The 14357-nt window shown below is 58.3% G+C and carries 14 protein-coding genes; 12 read left to right on the top strand and 2 right to left on the bottom strand.

Annotated elements, in window-relative coordinates; genetic code table 11:
- Positions 1-338: 338 nt before the first annotated feature.
- The 9 genes from OS242_RS04710 (at position 339) to OS242_RS04670 (ending at position 8579) form a co-directional block, all read left to right on the top strand.
- Positions 339-1403, top strand: a complete 1065-nt coding sequence (locus tag OS242_RS04710; protein ID WP_267150502.1) for an FG-GAP repeat domain-containing protein — start codon at positions 339-341, stop codon at positions 1401-1403.
- An 84-nt stretch (positions 1404-1487) separates the two neighbouring features.
- Positions 1488-1778 carry an Asp-tRNA(Asn)/Glu-tRNA(Gln) amidotransferase subunit GatC gene (gatC, locus tag OS242_RS04705; RefSeq protein WP_267150501.1) on the top strand — a complete coding sequence of 97 codons (291 nt, stop codon included), beginning with the start codon at positions 1488-1490 and terminating at the stop codon, positions 1776-1778.
- Positions 1779-1781: 3 nt separating this feature from the next.
- Positions 1782-3254 carry an Asp-tRNA(Asn)/Glu-tRNA(Gln) amidotransferase subunit GatA gene (gene gatA, locus OS242_RS04700; RefSeq protein ID WP_267150500.1) on the top strand — a complete coding sequence of 491 codons (1473 nt, stop codon included), beginning with the start codon at positions 1782-1784 and terminating at the stop codon, positions 3252-3254.
- Positions 3255-3270: 16 nt separating this feature from the next.
- Positions 3271-4716 carry an Asp-tRNA(Asn)/Glu-tRNA(Gln) amidotransferase subunit GatB gene (gene gatB / locus OS242_RS04695; protein ID WP_267150499.1) on the top strand — a complete coding sequence of 482 codons (1446 nt, stop codon included), beginning with the start codon at positions 3271-3273 and terminating at the stop codon, positions 4714-4716.
- Positions 4717-4790: 74 nt separating this feature from the next.
- On the top strand, positions 4791-5681 hold the full coding sequence (locus OS242_RS04690) for a diacylglycerol kinase (protein ID WP_267150498.1): 891 nt from the start codon (positions 4791-4793) through the stop codon (positions 5679-5681).
- A gap of 39 nt (positions 5682-5720) precedes the next feature.
- Positions 5721-6305, top strand: a complete 585-nt coding sequence (locus OS242_RS04685; protein ID WP_267150497.1) for a cyclodeaminase/cyclohydrolase family protein — start codon at positions 5721-5723, stop codon at positions 6303-6305.
- A gap of 20 nt (positions 6306-6325) precedes the next feature.
- Positions 6326-7708 (top strand): 23S rRNA (uracil(1939)-C(5))-methyltransferase RlmD, encoded by a 1383-nt coding sequence (rlmD, locus tag OS242_RS04680; protein WP_267150974.1) that lies wholly within the window; start codon positions 6326-6328, stop codon positions 7706-7708.
- 89 nt (positions 7709-7797) lie between these two features.
- On the top strand, positions 7798-8166 hold the full coding sequence (locus OS242_RS04675) for a DUF4180 domain-containing protein (RefSeq protein ID WP_267150496.1): 369 nt from the start codon (positions 7798-7800) through the stop codon (positions 8164-8166).
- 35 nt (positions 8167-8201) lie between these two features.
- A complete protein-coding gene (locus OS242_RS04670; RefSeq protein ID WP_267150495.1) occupies positions 8202-8579 on the top strand; it encodes a VOC family protein in 378 nt (125 codons plus the stop codon).
- A 70-nt stretch (positions 8580-8649) separates the two neighbouring features.
- On the opposite strand, the gene OS242_RS04665 is transcribed toward OS242_RS04670, so the two are convergent.
- Positions 8650-9180, bottom strand: a complete 531-nt coding sequence (locus OS242_RS04665) for a hypothetical protein (RefSeq protein WP_267150494.1) — start codon at positions 9178-9180, stop codon at positions 8650-8652.
- A gap of 277 nt (positions 9181-9457) precedes the next feature.
- Here OS242_RS04665 and OS242_RS04660 point away from each other — a divergent pair, with 277 nt between their 5' ends.
- The 3 genes from OS242_RS04660 (at position 9458) to OS242_RS04650 (ending at position 12705) form a co-directional block, all read left to right on the top strand.
- On the top strand, positions 9458-11194 hold the full coding sequence (locus OS242_RS04660; protein ID WP_267150493.1) for a methyl-accepting chemotaxis protein: 1737 nt from the start codon (positions 9458-9460) through the stop codon (positions 11192-11194).
- A 124-nt stretch (positions 11195-11318) separates the two neighbouring features.
- Positions 11319-11858 carry a histidine phosphatase family protein gene (locus tag OS242_RS04655; RefSeq protein ID WP_267150492.1) on the top strand — a complete coding sequence of 180 codons (540 nt, stop codon included), beginning with the start codon at positions 11319-11321 and terminating at the stop codon, positions 11856-11858.
- Between the two features lies 1 nt (position 11859).
- Entirely contained in the window at positions 11860-12705 is an 846-nt protein-coding gene (locus OS242_RS04650; RefSeq protein ID WP_267150491.1) for an EamA family transporter, read from the top strand.
- A gap of 35 nt (positions 12706-12740) precedes the next feature.
- Here the strand turns inward: OS242_RS04650 and OS242_RS04645 are convergent, their stop codons facing one another.
- Positions 12741-14318, bottom strand: coding sequence for a phytoene desaturase family protein (locus OS242_RS04645; RefSeq protein ID WP_267150490.1), 1578 nt, complete (start codon positions 14316-14318; stop codon positions 12741-12743).
- Positions 14319-14357: the final 39 nt, after the last annotated feature.

The raw sequence follows: 14357 nt of genomic DNA, 5'->3' as shown, positions 1-14357 counted from the left end.
GATCATCAGCGGAGCGAGTTTCTCAACTTTTTTCACGGTGATTTTCATTTGTTGATGGCACCTCCTTCAGTGAGAGTGGGTGAATTTGTTTCCTGAGTCCATCATACAACGAAAAATTCTGAACATTCAAACTGTAAAATATCCAATAATCGAACTATTCTGTGTTTGCGGCTGATTCTCTCTTGAATTCATTAATTTAATATATTTAACAACGTTTCCTATCTGTGATCCATTCTGATATATTGAAATTTTAACCCCTTTTAAAAACCCGCTCTCCCGTGCGCTTTCTGCCCAATCTTCGCATACGATATCGAGACACAGATCGGAGGTGCAAGGGTATGGAATTTCTCGTGATGCCAGATCATCTCTTCGGCGCATCGGTGCGAGTGAACGGACAGTGGCTTGGGTTGGTGGAGGAGACGCCGTTGCCGTTTCAAATGAAAGAAGGAAGCAGTGGGACGCGGATGCTGATCGAATGCACGCCGCTGCAAACCGATCTGACCGGCGACGTGTACCCGCTGCCGTTCGCCCGCGTCGTGCAGATCCAAAACGGCCGCATCGTCGTGCCGGATACCGAGCCGGACGGCTGGTTGCACATCAGAAAATCGGGGCGGACGCATCAGATCTTCTTTCGCTATCCCAAAGTCGACGCGCTCGGCGCGTGCACGGAGACGCTGCCTTTGCCGCTGCAACTGGAGACGGCAGACTTTGACCATGATGGTCGGCTGGATACGGTGCAGACGTATTTTACCAACCAGTGCGGCCACCTGCGCGTGACGTCCGCCACCGGTGCGATCCTGCTCCAAGAAGTCTACCCGGACAACGGCCTGCGCGTCGAAGTGGTCGACATCAACCGCGACGGCCGCCCGGAAGTGCTCGTGTTCTGGGAGGAGCACGACGTGCCGCACATGCACATCTGGGAAGCGGCAGACAATGCGCTGACCGGCTTTCACGGCTATACAGGCATTCGGCGGATCGGGCGCGGCGATGCGTGGATCGAGCAGAAAGCGACCACCCCGTTTCGCGAGGTGATCCGCCTGCACCGCTACACCCGCAAACCGGGAGAGAGCCCCGTGTTTGAGTTTGTCCGCGCCGAAGAGCGCACCTTGCAACGGGCAGATACCCCGCAAGAGACGGTGGAAGCGTTTTTGTCCTCGCTGCAGATCGGGGATGCGGCAGGGGCGAAACTATATGTAGGAAAAGGTGCGAACCAAGCGGCGGTCACAGCGGCGCCGGGGACGTTCTACTCCTACGAGATCGGAGCGGTCAAAGGGGGCAAGGTGCAAGCCGTGGTCTACGAGTGGCTCGCCGAGGGGTACTACGACACGGAGCGACCGCTGAGTTTTGAGCTGGTGCAACAGCCGGATGCGGTGAGCGAGTGGAAGGTGACGAGGGCGGGATGACGATCTCCGCCCCCAAGTTGCTGGTAAAAATGCCTATATGCTATAATTGCAAGATGCATGTCACACAGGTACGGAGGTGTCAACATGAGCATCACCATCAAAGAAGTTGAGCATATCGCCAATCTGTCCCGTCTGGCGATTTCCGAGGAAGAGAAAGGGAAGATGGCCGACACGCTCGGCAAGATCTTGCATTTCGCTCAGGAACTCCAAGAGTTGGACGTCGAGAACGTGGCACCGACCACGCACCCGCAGCCGCTCAAGAACGTGCTGCGCGAGGACGTGTCCCGCGAGTGGTTGAGCCAAGAGGAAGCTCTCTCCCATGCGCCCGATCAAGAGAATGGCCAATTCCGCGTGCCTGCTGTCATGGAGGGATAATCAATGTCTTTACTGAACGCCTCGATCCGCGAGTTACATACAAAGATCATCTCCAAAGAAATCAAACCGTCCGAACTGGCCGCCGCTTCTCTGGAGCGCATCCAAGCGACGGACGGGAAAATAAAAGCGTTCCTGCACATCGCGGCGGAAGAAGCGATGGAACGTGCAAAAGCGCTGGATGAACAAGTCCACGACATCCGCCAGCGCAGCGCAACGGGCGACCTCTCGCATTTGCTGTTCGGCATCCCCGGCGCGATCAAGGACAACCTGAACACCAAAGGCCTGCCGACCACCGCCGCTTCGAAGATCCTGGCGAACTACACGTCCGCCTACGACGCGACCGCCGTGGACAGGCTCAACAAAGAAAACTATGTGCTCGTCGGCAAGACCAACATGGACGAATTTGCCATGGGCTCGTCCGGTGAAAACTCCGGCTACTTCCCGACGCACAACCCGTGGGATCTGGAGCGCGTGCCGGGCGGCTCGTCGTCCGGCTCCGCAGCGGCCGTATCGGCGGGACAGGTGCTGTTTGCGCTCGGCTCCGACACCGGCGGCTCGATCCGTCAGCCGGCCGCCTACACCGGCGTCGTCGGCCTCAAGCCGACCTACGGCCTCGTCTCCCGCTTCGGACTGATCTCGTACGCGTCGTCGCTCGACCAGATCGGCCCGTTCACGCAGACCGTCGAGGACGCTGCCGTCGTCTTGCAGGCGATCGCAGGCCACGACCCGCACGACTCCACGTCGGCGAACGTCGCCGTGCCCCGCTACCTCGACGCGCTGACCGGCGACATCAAAGGTCTGCGCATCGCGCTGCCGAGCGAGTACTTTGAAGAAGGTCTCGACCCGGCCGTCCGCGCCGAGGTGGAAAAGGCGATTCGGGTCCTCGAAAGCCTCGGTGCAACCGTCGGCCAAGTCTCCCTGCCGCACACCAAATACGCGCTGGCCGCCTATTACCTGATCGCCCCGGCCGAAGCGTCGTCCAACCTGGCTCGCTTTGACGGCGTCCGCTACGGCGTGCGCACCGAGGCGGACACGCTCGTCGAGATGTACAAGCAGACCCGCGCCCAAGGATTTGGCGAAGAAGTCAAACGCCGGATCATGCTCGGCACCTACGCGCTGTCGTCCGGCTATTACGACGCGTACTACCTGCGCGCGCAGAAGACCCGCACCTTGATCAAACAAGACTTTGACCACGTCTTTGCATCCTACGACGTCATCCTCTCCCCGACCGCTCCGACCACCGCCTTCAAAATCGGCGCCAAAGTCGAAGATCCGGTGACGATGTACCTCAACGACATCTACACCATCCCGGTCAACCTCGCGGGCATCCCGGCGATCTCCGTGCCGTGCGGTCTCGCGGACGGGCTGCCGGTCGGCCTGCAATTGATCGGCAAGGCATTTGATGAAACGACGCTCCTGCGCGTCGCCCACGCGTACGAAACTGCACGCGGTGCGATGCCGCGGGCCATGCTGTAAGGAGGAGGGAACAGACATGACGGCGACCACTTCCACCTATGAAACGATCATCGGCCTTGAAGTCCACGTCGAGATGAACACCCATTCGAAGATTTTTTGCGGGTGCTCGACGGAGTTCGGGGCTCCTCCGAACACCAACGTCTGTCCGATCTGCCTCGGCCACCCGGGCGTCCTGCCGGTGCTCAACCGGGAGGCGTTGAACAAAGCGATCAAAGCCTCGCTGGCGCTCAACTGCACGATCAACAGCGAGTCCAAATTTGACCGCAAAAACTACTTTTATCCCGACTCGCCGAAAGCGTACCAGATCTCCCAGTTTGACAAGCCGGTCGGCGAACACGGCTGGATCGAGATCGAAGTCGGCGGCGAGACCAAGCGCATCCGCATCAACCGCGTCCACCTCGAAGAAGACGCGGGCAAATCGAGCCACGCCGCAGACGGCTCCTCCACGCTGGTCGACTTCAACCGCGTCGGCGTGCCGCTGATCGAGATCGTCTCCGAAGCGGACATCCGCACCCCGGAAGAAGCCAAGGCGTACTTGGAAAAATTAAAAGCGATCATGCAATACTGCGAGATCTCCGACTGCAAGATGGAAGAGGGCTCTCTGCGTTGTGACGCGAACATCTCCTTGCGACCGTGGGGCCGGGAACAGTTCGGCACCAAGCGCGAGTTGAAAAATATGAACTCCTTCTCCAACGTCCAAAAGGCGCTGGAATATGAGCAAGCCGCCCAAGAAGCGATCCTTGCAGCCGGTCAGGAGATCCAGCAATCGACTCTTCGCTGGGACGATGCGGCGAAAAAGACGCTGGTCATGCGCACCAAAGAAGACGCGCACGACTATCGCTATTTCCCGGAGCCGGACCTTGTCCAACTGGAGATCGACGCCGACTGGATCGCCTCGATCCGCGCCACGATCCCGGAGCTGCCGGGCGAGCGCAGAGCCCGCTACATCGAGCAATACGGGCTGCCGTCCTACGACGCGGACGTGCTCACCGCCTCCAAGCGCGTCGCCGATTTCTTTGAAGCGACCGTGGCGAGCGGCGCAGAGGCCAAAACGGTCTCCAACTGGATCATGGGCGACCTGCTCGCCTATCTCAACCACAACAACCTCGAGATCCACCAGACGCAGATCACGCCGGAGCACCTTGGCGCGATGATCAAGATGATCCAGGACGGTCAGATCTCGACCAAGATCGCCAAGTCTGTTTTCAAAGACATGCTGGAAACGGGCCACGACCCGGCCGTCATCGTCAAGGAAAAAGGCCTCGTGCAGATCTCCGACGAAGGCGCGATCGCGAAGATCGTCGAAGAAGTGCTGGCGAACAACGCCAAATCGGTCGAGGATTACAAAGCGGGCAAAGAGAAAGCCCTCGGGGCATTGGTCGGCCAATGCATGAAAGCGACCAAAGGCCAGGCCAACCCGGCCCTCGTCAACAAGCTCATCCTCGAACGCATCCAAGGGTAAACCCATGAGACCCCAAGCCCGGCTTGGGGTTTTTCATGAGAAATTTTTCCCGTCACACAACGGAGGTGTCGCGTATGCGCAGACCGCGCGCGCGTCTGATCTACAACCCGACTTCAGGTCGGGAAGCATTTAAAAGCAATCTGCCGAGCATCCTCGACACGCTGGAGAGAGGCGGCTATGAAGTTTCGACCTTCATGACCCACGCTCAAAACGAAGCGACCGAAGCGGCGAAACAGGCCTGCCTCGACGAGTTTGACTACGTCTTTGCGGCGGGTGGCGACGGCACGATCAACGAGGTGATCAACGGCCTCTCCATCATGGAGAACCGCCCCACCCTCGGCATCCTGCCGTCCGGCACCACCAACGACCTCGCCCGCGCGTTGAACCTGCCCCGCGATTGGAAAAAATCATGCGAGATCATCAACCAGCGCAACGCCATCCCGATGGACGTGGGACTGGCGGGCAGCGGGTATTTTATCAACATCGCAGGCTGCGGCCGGATGACCGAGATCACCTATGAAGTGTCGAGCAAGCTGAAAACGCACCTCGGCCAGCTCGCCTACTATGTAAAAGGGCTGGAGAAACTGCCCAGGCTCAAACCGATCCACCTCGACATCACTTCGCCCGACTTTGACTTTGAAGGCAAGACGATGCTCTGCCTGATCGCCAACAGCAACTCCGTCGGCGGCTTTGAAAAGCTCGCTCCGCAAGCGTCGCTGAACGACGGCGTGTTTGACGTCATCCTCGTCAAGCCATGCACCTTGCCGGAATTGGTGCACCTCGCCACGATGGCGGTGCGCGGCGAGCATCTGCAGAGCGACCGCGTGATCTATTTCCAGACCGATCTGCTCACCGTGCAAAGCCCGGAGACGGTCGAACTGAACCTCGACGGCGAGTACGGCGGCGTCCTGCCGCAAAGCTTCCGTTGTCTCAAGCATCACCTGAACGTGTTGGTCGGACGCTAACCGGGCATACTTTTTCCAAGAGAAGGGAGTCGAGGCAACATGAACCGAATCAGACAGGGACGCTTCGTCGATGAACCGATGCCAAGCTTGTGCGACTGGATCGCGCACCCGGACGTGCCGAGCCCGGCAGGCGGCACCGTCGTCGCGCTGTGTGCGGCGCTGTCCGCCTCGCTCCTCGAACTGATCACCCGCGTCACGCGCAATCGTCTGGAGAAAAAAGGGGAGGGTGTAGCAGACCTGGACCAACGGCTGGCCGAGATCCTCGCGCTGCGTCAGACCCTGCTCGACTACGGCGAAGCGGACGTCTACGAAGCGCAAAAGATCATCCAAGGCGAGCGGGCCGCCTGCGTCCGTCACGACGTCGGGTCCCCGGCGAAAATCGCGGGCCACATCGTGAAACTGCTGCGGCAGACCGACGAGTTGACTCCGCACGTCCCGGTGCATCTGCACAGCGACCTGCGCGTCGTCGCTTTCCTAGGTCACGCCGCCGTCATGGGCATCACGGAGATCGCCCTCGCCAACATCCGCAGCGCAGGCGGCGCGGACGACAAACTTCTTGCACGCATCGATACCTGGCGAGACCAAGCGACGCTCTGTCGCGACCGCATCGTCTCGCATAGTTAAGGAGATAGAGCATGTCAAAAATCAAAACGCCGATCCCGGTACAGAAAAACGAATACTACGAGATCGACATCCACGGCCTCGGCCACGAAGGCGAAGGTGTGGGGAAAGTCGACGGATTTACCGTCTTTGTGCCGCGCGCTCTGCCCGGCGAACGGGTGAAAGTCAAGATCGTGCGCACCCAGAAAACGTACGCCAACGGGCGGCTGATCGACGTCTTGTCGGGAAGCACCGACCGCGCCGAACCGCCGTGCTCGATCTTCCACCGCTGCGGCGGCTGCCAGCTCCAGCACATGACCTACGAGGCGCAACTGCGCCATAAAAAGCAGACCGTCGTCGATGCTCTCACCCGCATCGGCAAGTTGAACATGGACGACGTCACCGTCCACGACACGCTCGGCATGGACAACCCGTGGGAGTACCGCAACAAAGCGCAAGTCCCGCTCGGCGAGATCGACGGACGGCTGGCCGTCGGCTTCTACGCGCCGCGTACGCACGACATCATTGAGATGCAGTCGTGCGGCATCCAGCATCCGTACAACGACGACATCGTGCACACGACTAAGGAGATTCTGCAAGGACTCGGGATCAAATCGTATGACGAGCAGACCGGCAAAGGCCTCGTCCGCCACATCATCGGCCGCGTCGGGTTCCACACCGGCGAGACGATGGTCGTGCTCGTGACCAACGGCCGCAAGATCCAAAACGTCGAAGCGCTGGTTGACCGCCTGCGGGCCAAAGTGCCGCATCTGGTGAGCATCGTGCAGAATGTCAACACGCAGCAGACCAACGTCATCTTCGGCCGCGAAACGATCACGCTCTGGGGCAAAGACTCGATCACCGACACCATCGGCGATATCAAGTTTGAGATCTCGGCCCGGTCGTTCTTCCAGGTCAACCCGGTGCAGACGGAAGTGCTCTACGGCAAGGCGCTGGAGTACGCCGAACTGACCGGCGCGGAAACGGTCATCGACGCCTATTGCGGCATCGGCACGATCTCCCTCTTCCTCGCGAAAAAAGCGAAGGAAGTCTACGGCGTCGAGATCGTCCCGGAAGCGATTGAAGACGCGAAAAAGAACGCCGCGTTGAACGGCCTGACCAACGCCCGCTTCGAAGTCGGCGAGGCGGAGACCGTCATCCCGAAATGGCACGAAGAAGGCATCAAGCCCGATGTGCTCGTCGTCGACCCGCCCCGCAAAGGCTGCGACGAACGCCTGCTGGAGACGATCGCCGCGATGCAGCTCGACCGCGTCGTGTACGTCAGCTGCAACCCGTCCACACTGGCGAGAGACCTGCAATACCTCGAACAACACGGGTACAAGACCGTCGAGGTTCAGCCCGTGGACATGTTCCCGCACACGTTTCATGTCGAGTGCGTGGCACGGTTGGTGAGACAGGAACAGTAGAGATCGCATGATCGGACATTCAGGATGTGAGTCCCCCTTTGCGAAGGGGGGCTTTTTATGTTTGAATAAGGTAAATGGGGAGGGTGATAATGGAAATCTCAAAAAGAGAATCGGGCGGAAGAACGATTGCCGTCGTACACAGCAGCGAGATCTTGATACAGGATGTCCAGTCGGCCTTGGATCTGATGGCGACCGTGCGATATGAAGCAGACTGTGACCGGATCGTCATCCACAAATCCGCACTGAGCGAAGCGTTTTTCGATTTGAAAACACGACTTGCAGGCGAGATCCTGCAGAAGTTCATCAATTATCGCGTGAAGCTCGCGATTGTCGGTGACTTTTCCGCGTATACAAGCCGAGCCCTCCAGGACTTCATCTATGAAAGCAACGGCGGGAGCGATATCTTTTTCCTGCCGACAGAAGAACAAGCGATTGAAAAGGTAGGCATGGTGAAGTAGCAGAATTCTATTTTTTATCAGGGAGTGAAACGTCGATGATCAGCAAGCTCGGACAAGTGATGTTGTATGTAAACAATCAAGATGCGGCCGTGAAGTTTTGGACAGAAAAAGTGGGGTTCCGCGTGATTTCGGAAGAGAAGAACGATCACATGAGATGGATCGAAATCGCTCCGGAGGGCGCAGAAACGAGCCTCATTCTGCACGATAAAGAAGTGATCGCCAAAATGTCTCCCGGCTTGCATCTGGGCACGCCTTCGCTCATGTTTTTCACGAAAGACCTCGATGCGTTTCGCAGTGACTTAGTCAAGAAAGAGATCACAGTCGGAGAAGTGGTCGATCTGCCGTCCGGGAGAGTCTTTAACTTTGCGGATGATGAAGAAAATTACTTCGCAGTCATGGAGAAAAAGAACTAAATTGAAATCCAGTGTAGGCGGCTGACAGGAAGTGTCAGCCGCCTTTTCAATGTCTGGCAGAGAGCGCGCGTTACCAAGTGCCTTCCAGCGTACATTCCGTATGCATCGAATAGCCGAGTTCAATATCCGTGTCGCACCAACCGTTCGTGACCGATGTGGTGAAAGCGGAGCCTGCTTTTCGGTATCCTTTGATGCTGAGTCGATAGGGGTGTTTGGAGCCGCTGCTGGAATAGCCGTCCGTCACGATGAAGTCACCGGGATAGATCGTCGCGACATGGTTTTCACCTGAGAAGATCCGGCACTGGCGGAGTTTGACTTTAAACTCATAGCCGTCTGCTTGGGTGCCGAGGTCATAGGAAGAGGAGAACGCTTTATTTGCGGCGCCGGATCTCGACCAGTGCTCATACTTGATATACCCACCCTTCCAACCGTTCGGCGAATAAAAACTGATCGACATCGCGGAGTTCCCTTCGCTGAAAAAGCCTTGTTCCGTGTACAGTTCCCCCACATAGATATCCCCGACCTTCGTCCCCCAACTCGGCATGCCGTAGTCGGAATAGACGGGCATGGTGTAGGCGGACTTGTTAATACGAAGTGTCATGTTCATTCCTCCCGAATGTTTTTTGTGGACTGAAGAATCTTGTTTGTATACAGTATGCAAGTTTACCACCTGATGTTCCGCATAGACGAGGATCAGGTGTCGCAGCCTCCACACGGTTATGATCTGAAAAAGAATCTGTTAAACCGATTAGTTACAAATTATCAAATCGAGATAACTTACCATTTTTATCATAATAGAATTTGTATAGACAGGTCAAAAAGTTGGATATATATTTGTAGAAAGGAGCTTGGTACAGCCACAGAAATACAGGAGGTCGATGTCAGTCACCATGAAAAAACAGCGAAGCATACGGACGAAGATCATCGTCCCCATGATGTTGATTCTCTTGGTCGTCGTGGTGGCCAACGGCTTGTTTACGTACAAAACGATGATGGATACTGTGGAGTCGACGATTTCTGAATACACGGTGAGCGTGGCGGAGCGGATCGCGAACTCAATCGATCAGGAGGCATATACGGCTTTCTTGGCCGATCCGCAAGAAGATGAGCGGTATTGGAAAGTACGCAATCAGTTGAATGAGTGGAGAGAGAAGAACGGCTCCTTGTATGTGTACACCCTGGCCGCGGAAAACAAAAAGCTGACCATCCTGATCGACGGGCAACCGAAAGGCTCGGACGTGGCCTCCGAGATCGGCGCGCCGACAACTGCAACGACGTTTGAAGACGTGAGCGCCGTCTTGGAAGGCGGGACGAGCACCACTCCGGTCGTGCACGATGAGGAATACGGGGATTATCTGTCTGCGTTCGTTCCGATCCGTGACGGGTCCGGGAAAGTGATCGGCATTTTGGGCGTGGATACGGGTGCAGATCGAGTGGAGGAGATCAGCAAACGAGTGATGAGTGAAAAATTGCCGCTGATGGCGCTCGTGAACGTGCTGTTGATCCTTGTGGCTGCAGCGGTGGTGATCTATGTGTCCCGTTCGATCAGCCGTCCGATCTTGGAGATTGCGCAGCAGACCCGGAAGGTCGGGGAAGGGGATCTTTCGGTGGAAGTGCCGGTCCGATCACAGGATGAAATCGGGGAGTTGGCCCAACATTTCAATCTGATGCTCGGCAATTTGCGCGAGTTGCTGCTCGATGTGAACCATACGTCCAGTGAGTTGGCAGCCGCTTCGCAACAACTGACCGCCGGCACATCGGAGTCGGAGCAGGCGGTGCAGCATGCGGCCCTGACGCTGGAGCAGTTGACCCAAGGCGCCGATCTGCAGATGGGAATCGTCTCTCAGACGCAGACGGTCGTCGAACGGATGGCGAAGGATGTGGGGCAGATCGCGGCACGGGCGCAGGCTGTCGCATCGCGAGCTGGGAATGCGTCCGATCTGTCGCAGGAAGGGTTCGAAGCGGTCACGCGCTCGATCCGGCAGATGCAGTCGATCCAGACCAGCGTCAACCGATCCGCTTCGTCGATGACGACCTTGAGCGACCAGACAGATCAGATCGGCGCGTTGGTCGCTTCGATCACCGCCATCGCCGGGCAGACCAATCTGCTCGCCTTAAACGCAGCCATCGAGGCAGCCCGCGCCGGGGAGCAAGGCAAAGGATTTGCCGTGGTCGCGGATGAAGTGCGAAAGCTGGCCGAGCAGACGTCCGGATTTGCGCAACAGATCACCGGGTCGATCTCCCTGGTGCAGCAGACGCTCGATCAGTCGGTCGGGCAGATGGAGCAAAGCCTCACCGATGTGCAGAGCGGGATCGAAGCGGTGCAGCATACCGGGGAACTGTTCGATCAGATCAAGACGACCGTTCAGGACGTCACGTCGGAAGTCCAAGATGTGACCGGTGCGGTGCGCGGTCTGTCGGACGGCACAGGAGCGGTGGTCCAAGCGTTCCGTCAGGTCGAGCAGGCCACAAATGAATCGGCTTCCGGCACCCACTCGATCTCGGCGTCCACCGAGCAATTGTTGGCCGCCTTGGAGGAGATCGCGAGTTCGGCCGCTTCTCTCACTCGCATGGCTGAAAAGTTGGATGAGAAGATCCAGAGATTCCACCTGTAAACGAGAACAGCACCTGCCTACCGGGCGGGTGCTGTTTTGCTTTGCGTAAAAAAGGTATCCATGCAGTCAGTCGATCCTTTAAGATAAGGAAAAGCAGCGCAATACCAGATTTAGGGGGATTTTCATGAACGTCTATCTGATCAGACATTGCAAAGCAGAAGGTCAGTCCGCAGAGGCGAAACTGACAGACGAAGGAAATGCGCAGGCGGAGAAGCTTGCTGATTTTTTAGAAGGCAAAGGGATCGCCGCGATTTGGACAAGTCCCTTTGTCCGAACCCGGCAGACGATCCAACCTTTGGCGCAGCGGTTGGGGATGGAAACGGTTCAGGACCAGCGATTGGCAGAACGCGTCTTGTGCGAAGGCCATCATCCAGACTGGTACGAGATGCTGCGCGAGACGTTCCGTGATCTGGATCTGAGCTATCCAGGCGGAGAGTCGAGCCGGGTGGCCATGTCGCGAGGTGTGGCCGTGATCGATGAGGTTGTCCGTGGCGAGGAGCGGAATGTGGTGATCGTCACGCACGGGAACTTGATGGCGTTGATCCTGAAGCATTTCGAGGATCGCATCGGGTTTGAAGAATGGGCCGCATTGTCCAATCCGGACGTCTATCATCTTGCGTTCACCGAGAATCCACCGACGGTTAAACGGATATGGACCGAGTGAGATGACCGTTGCCATTACGCTTGTCTTGCTGTCCGGGTTCACGCATGCGACGTGGAACCTGTTTACGAAAAAGAGCCTGGATAAAAACGTCTTTCTCTGGTGGTGCCAGTGGTTTGCCATCGTGGTGTTTCTGCCGTGGGTCGTGATGGATCTCCAACGAACGGACATCCCGGACATCGGGTATGCGTGGTTGGCGGCGACGATGGTGCTGCACGGGGTGTATGTGCTGATGCTCGCCAAAGTGTACACGTTGGGCGATCTGTCGCAGGTGTACCCGATCATGCGCGGGACGAGCCCGTTGGTGGTGCCGATCCTCGGCGTACTGTTGCTGAACGAGTCGCTGACAGCGTTCGGCTGGCTCGGGGTGCTGTGCATTCTGGCGGGCATCCTCTCGATCAGCGAGATCAAACGCGGCTGTTCCGCTTCCCTGAAAGCCCCGCTGTTTGCCGTAGCCGTGGGGCTCTGCACATCGAGTTACATCGTGCTCGACAAAGTCACGCTCGCCTACGTCACCCCCGCCGTGCTCAACATCGCGACCAACGTCGGCAACCTCCTCGCCCTGACCTACGCAGCCGTCAGTTCGGGCGCGATCCGGCGGGAGTGGACGGTGAACTGGAAGACGATCCTGCTCGGCGGCGTGCTCGCTCCGGGATCGTATCTGCTATTCCTCTTCGCCATGGAGCTGGCTCCAGTGGCGCAATTGGCCCCGATGCGGGAGATCGGCACGGTGTTTGGAACGCTGCTCGGTATTTTCCTGCTGCGCGAACAGCAAGGGAAAAAGCGGGTGGTGTCATCGATGCTGGTGACAGCGGGCGTGGTGCTGCTCGGGATGTATGGGGCGGGATGAGAAAAAGGCTCCCTTTGAATAGGGAGCCTTTCGTCTTACAAGGACAACAACTTCTGCGCCACAATATACCCCGACCCGCCGTTGATCCCATGCCCCGGCCACGTAGCCGCTCCGAGCATATAGACATTCGGCACCGCCGTCTGATGGCTCGGTTGCCCTGGGAGCGGGCGGAAGAGGTAGCTCTGGGCGAGGTCGTGCGAGCCGCCGTAGGGATCGCCGGGGCCTGCGTTCGGGTTGAACTGCGCGATGGTGCGCGGGGTCACGACGTGTTTCCCGATCACGGCGCTCGGGATGTTCGGGATGTGTTGGCTCACGATGTCGAGGACGCGCTCTGTAAATCTTTCCGTGAGATCGGCCGTCCACGTGCCATCCCCGACATCGATCTTCCCGGCCGCGTCACCCACTGGGCGGCACGGCACCTCCAGCACTTGAATTCGCATGATCGCCTTGCCTTCCGGTGCACGCGACGGGTCGTGGTTGGTCGGGCAGTCGACCGTAAACGTCGGTTTGGCCGGGAGCAGATCGGCCATCCCTTGCGCGATGGCCATTGTAAACCCGTTCAGCCCGTCGGTGAGATGCGGCTGCCCGATCTTGTCAAATCGTGCATCCCCCCATTTCGGCGGTTCGCTCAATGCCAGTTGGATCTGCACGCAGCCGCGGCCGTAGCGATATTCGCTCGCCTGTTTGCGCAGGGGAGGCGCGATCTCGGTGTCGGCGAGCAATTCCAAATACAGTTGATCCGGCCCTGTCGATGCCACGACCGCCTGCGACGCTTTGTATTTCTCGCCACCCGCTGTCTTCACGCCCACCGCACGGCCATTCTCCACCAAAATCTTCTTCACAGCCGTGCCTGTCACGATCACGCCGCCGTTGTCGGTGACCAACTGCGCCAACGACTTCGCCAGCCTTTCACTGCCGCCGACGGGGATCGGCATGCCGCCGCCCATCAGGGCCATCGCGGTGAGCGGGACCCAGACGCCGCTGCCGACTTCGTCCGGGGTGCGGCCGAGGTGGGTGACCCACGGGGCGAGCATGGCACGCATGACCGGGGACTTGAAGCGGGCGACGGCGTTGCGAGCGGTCGAGAACATCGACGCGGCAAAAGGCGTGTAGCGGCCGCTGTCCGCTTCCCGCATCAGGCGGTGGATGACCGGGGCGGCCTCCGGGCTGGCGAGGTCGAGATTGAACAAGCCAAACACGTCGTTCACATACGGGTTCAGCTCCTCAAACATCCCGGCCAACGCGGCACCGTCGCCAGGTGCGAGACGTTCCGCCTCTGCCATCAGGGCTTCAAACGAACGCGGCAAGACGGCCGTCTGACCGTCTTCCATCGAGACGCCGGTCGGCAGGTCGGTGTTGACGTACGTCAGCCCGCGAGCTTCCAACTCCGCTCCGAGATCCGCATACGCGCTGCCTGTCAAAAACAGCGGATGCGCGGCCGAATACGTGTCGTGTAAAAATCCTGGCAACGTCAATTCCTCGGTGCGGACAAAGCCGCCCGGACGATCATTTTTCTCCAGCACGAGCACGCTGCGGCCGGCACGCGACAAATAGGCGGCGGTGATCAGGGCGTTGTGCCCGCTGCCGATGATAATCACGTCATAAGCTTTCATTGCAGTTAACCACTCCTTATACTGTGTTTCACTGATTCT

Source organism: Tumebacillus lacus (assembly GCF_026410385.1).
Classification (GTDB): Bacteria; Bacillota; Bacilli; order Tumebacillales; family Tumebacillaceae; genus Tumebacillus; species Tumebacillus lacus.
The sequence above is the reverse complement of the archived record's forward strand: the minus strand, read 5'-3'. Positions and strand labels throughout refer to the sequence as shown.

What these genes read in the sequence shown, in the direction of transcription:
- OS242_RS04710 (WP_267150502.1), top strand. Translation starts at nt 339, where the DNA reads ATGGAATTTCTCGTGATGCCAGATCATCTCTTCGGCGCATCGGTGCGA.
- gatC (WP_267150501.1), top strand. Translation starts at nt 1,488, where the DNA reads ATGAGCATCACCATCAAAGAAGTTGAGCATATCGCCAATCTGTCCCGT.
- gatA (WP_267150500.1), top strand. Translation starts at nt 1,782, where the DNA reads ATGTCTTTACTGAACGCCTCGATCCGCGAGTTACATACAAAGATCATC.
- gatB (WP_267150499.1), top strand. Translation starts at nt 3,271, where the DNA reads ATGACGGCGACCACTTCCACCTATGAAACGATCATCGGCCTTGAAGTC.
- OS242_RS04690 (WP_267150498.1), top strand. Translation starts at nt 4,791, where the DNA reads ATGCGCAGACCGCGCGCGCGTCTGATCTACAACCCGACTTCAGGTCGG.
- OS242_RS04685 (WP_267150497.1), top strand. Translation starts at nt 5,721, where the DNA reads ATGAACCGAATCAGACAGGGACGCTTCGTCGATGAACCGATGCCAAGC.
- OS242_RS04675 (WP_267150496.1), top strand. Translation starts at nt 7,798, where the DNA reads ATGGAAATCTCAAAAAGAGAATCGGGCGGAAGAACGATTGCCGTCGTA.
- OS242_RS04670 (WP_267150495.1), top strand. Translation starts at nt 8,202, where the DNA reads ATGATCAGCAAGCTCGGACAAGTGATGTTGTATGTAAACAATCAAGAT.
- OS242_RS04665 (WP_267150494.1), bottom strand. Translation starts at nt 9,180, where the DNA reads ATGACACTTCGTATTAACAAGTCCGCCTACACCATGCCCGTCTATTCC.
- OS242_RS04660 (WP_267150493.1), top strand. Translation starts at nt 9,458, where the DNA reads ATGTCAGTCACCATGAAAAAACAGCGAAGCATACGGACGAAGATCATC.
- OS242_RS04655 (WP_267150492.1), top strand. Translation starts at nt 11,319, where the DNA reads ATGAACGTCTATCTGATCAGACATTGCAAAGCAGAAGGTCAGTCCGCA.
- OS242_RS04650 (WP_267150491.1), top strand. Translation starts at nt 11,860, where the DNA reads ATGACCGTTGCCATTACGCTTGTCTTGCTGTCCGGGTTCACGCATGCG.
- OS242_RS04645 (WP_267150490.1), bottom strand. Translation starts at nt 14,318, where the DNA reads ATGAAAGCTTATGACGTGATTATCATCGGCAGCGGGCACAACGCCCTG.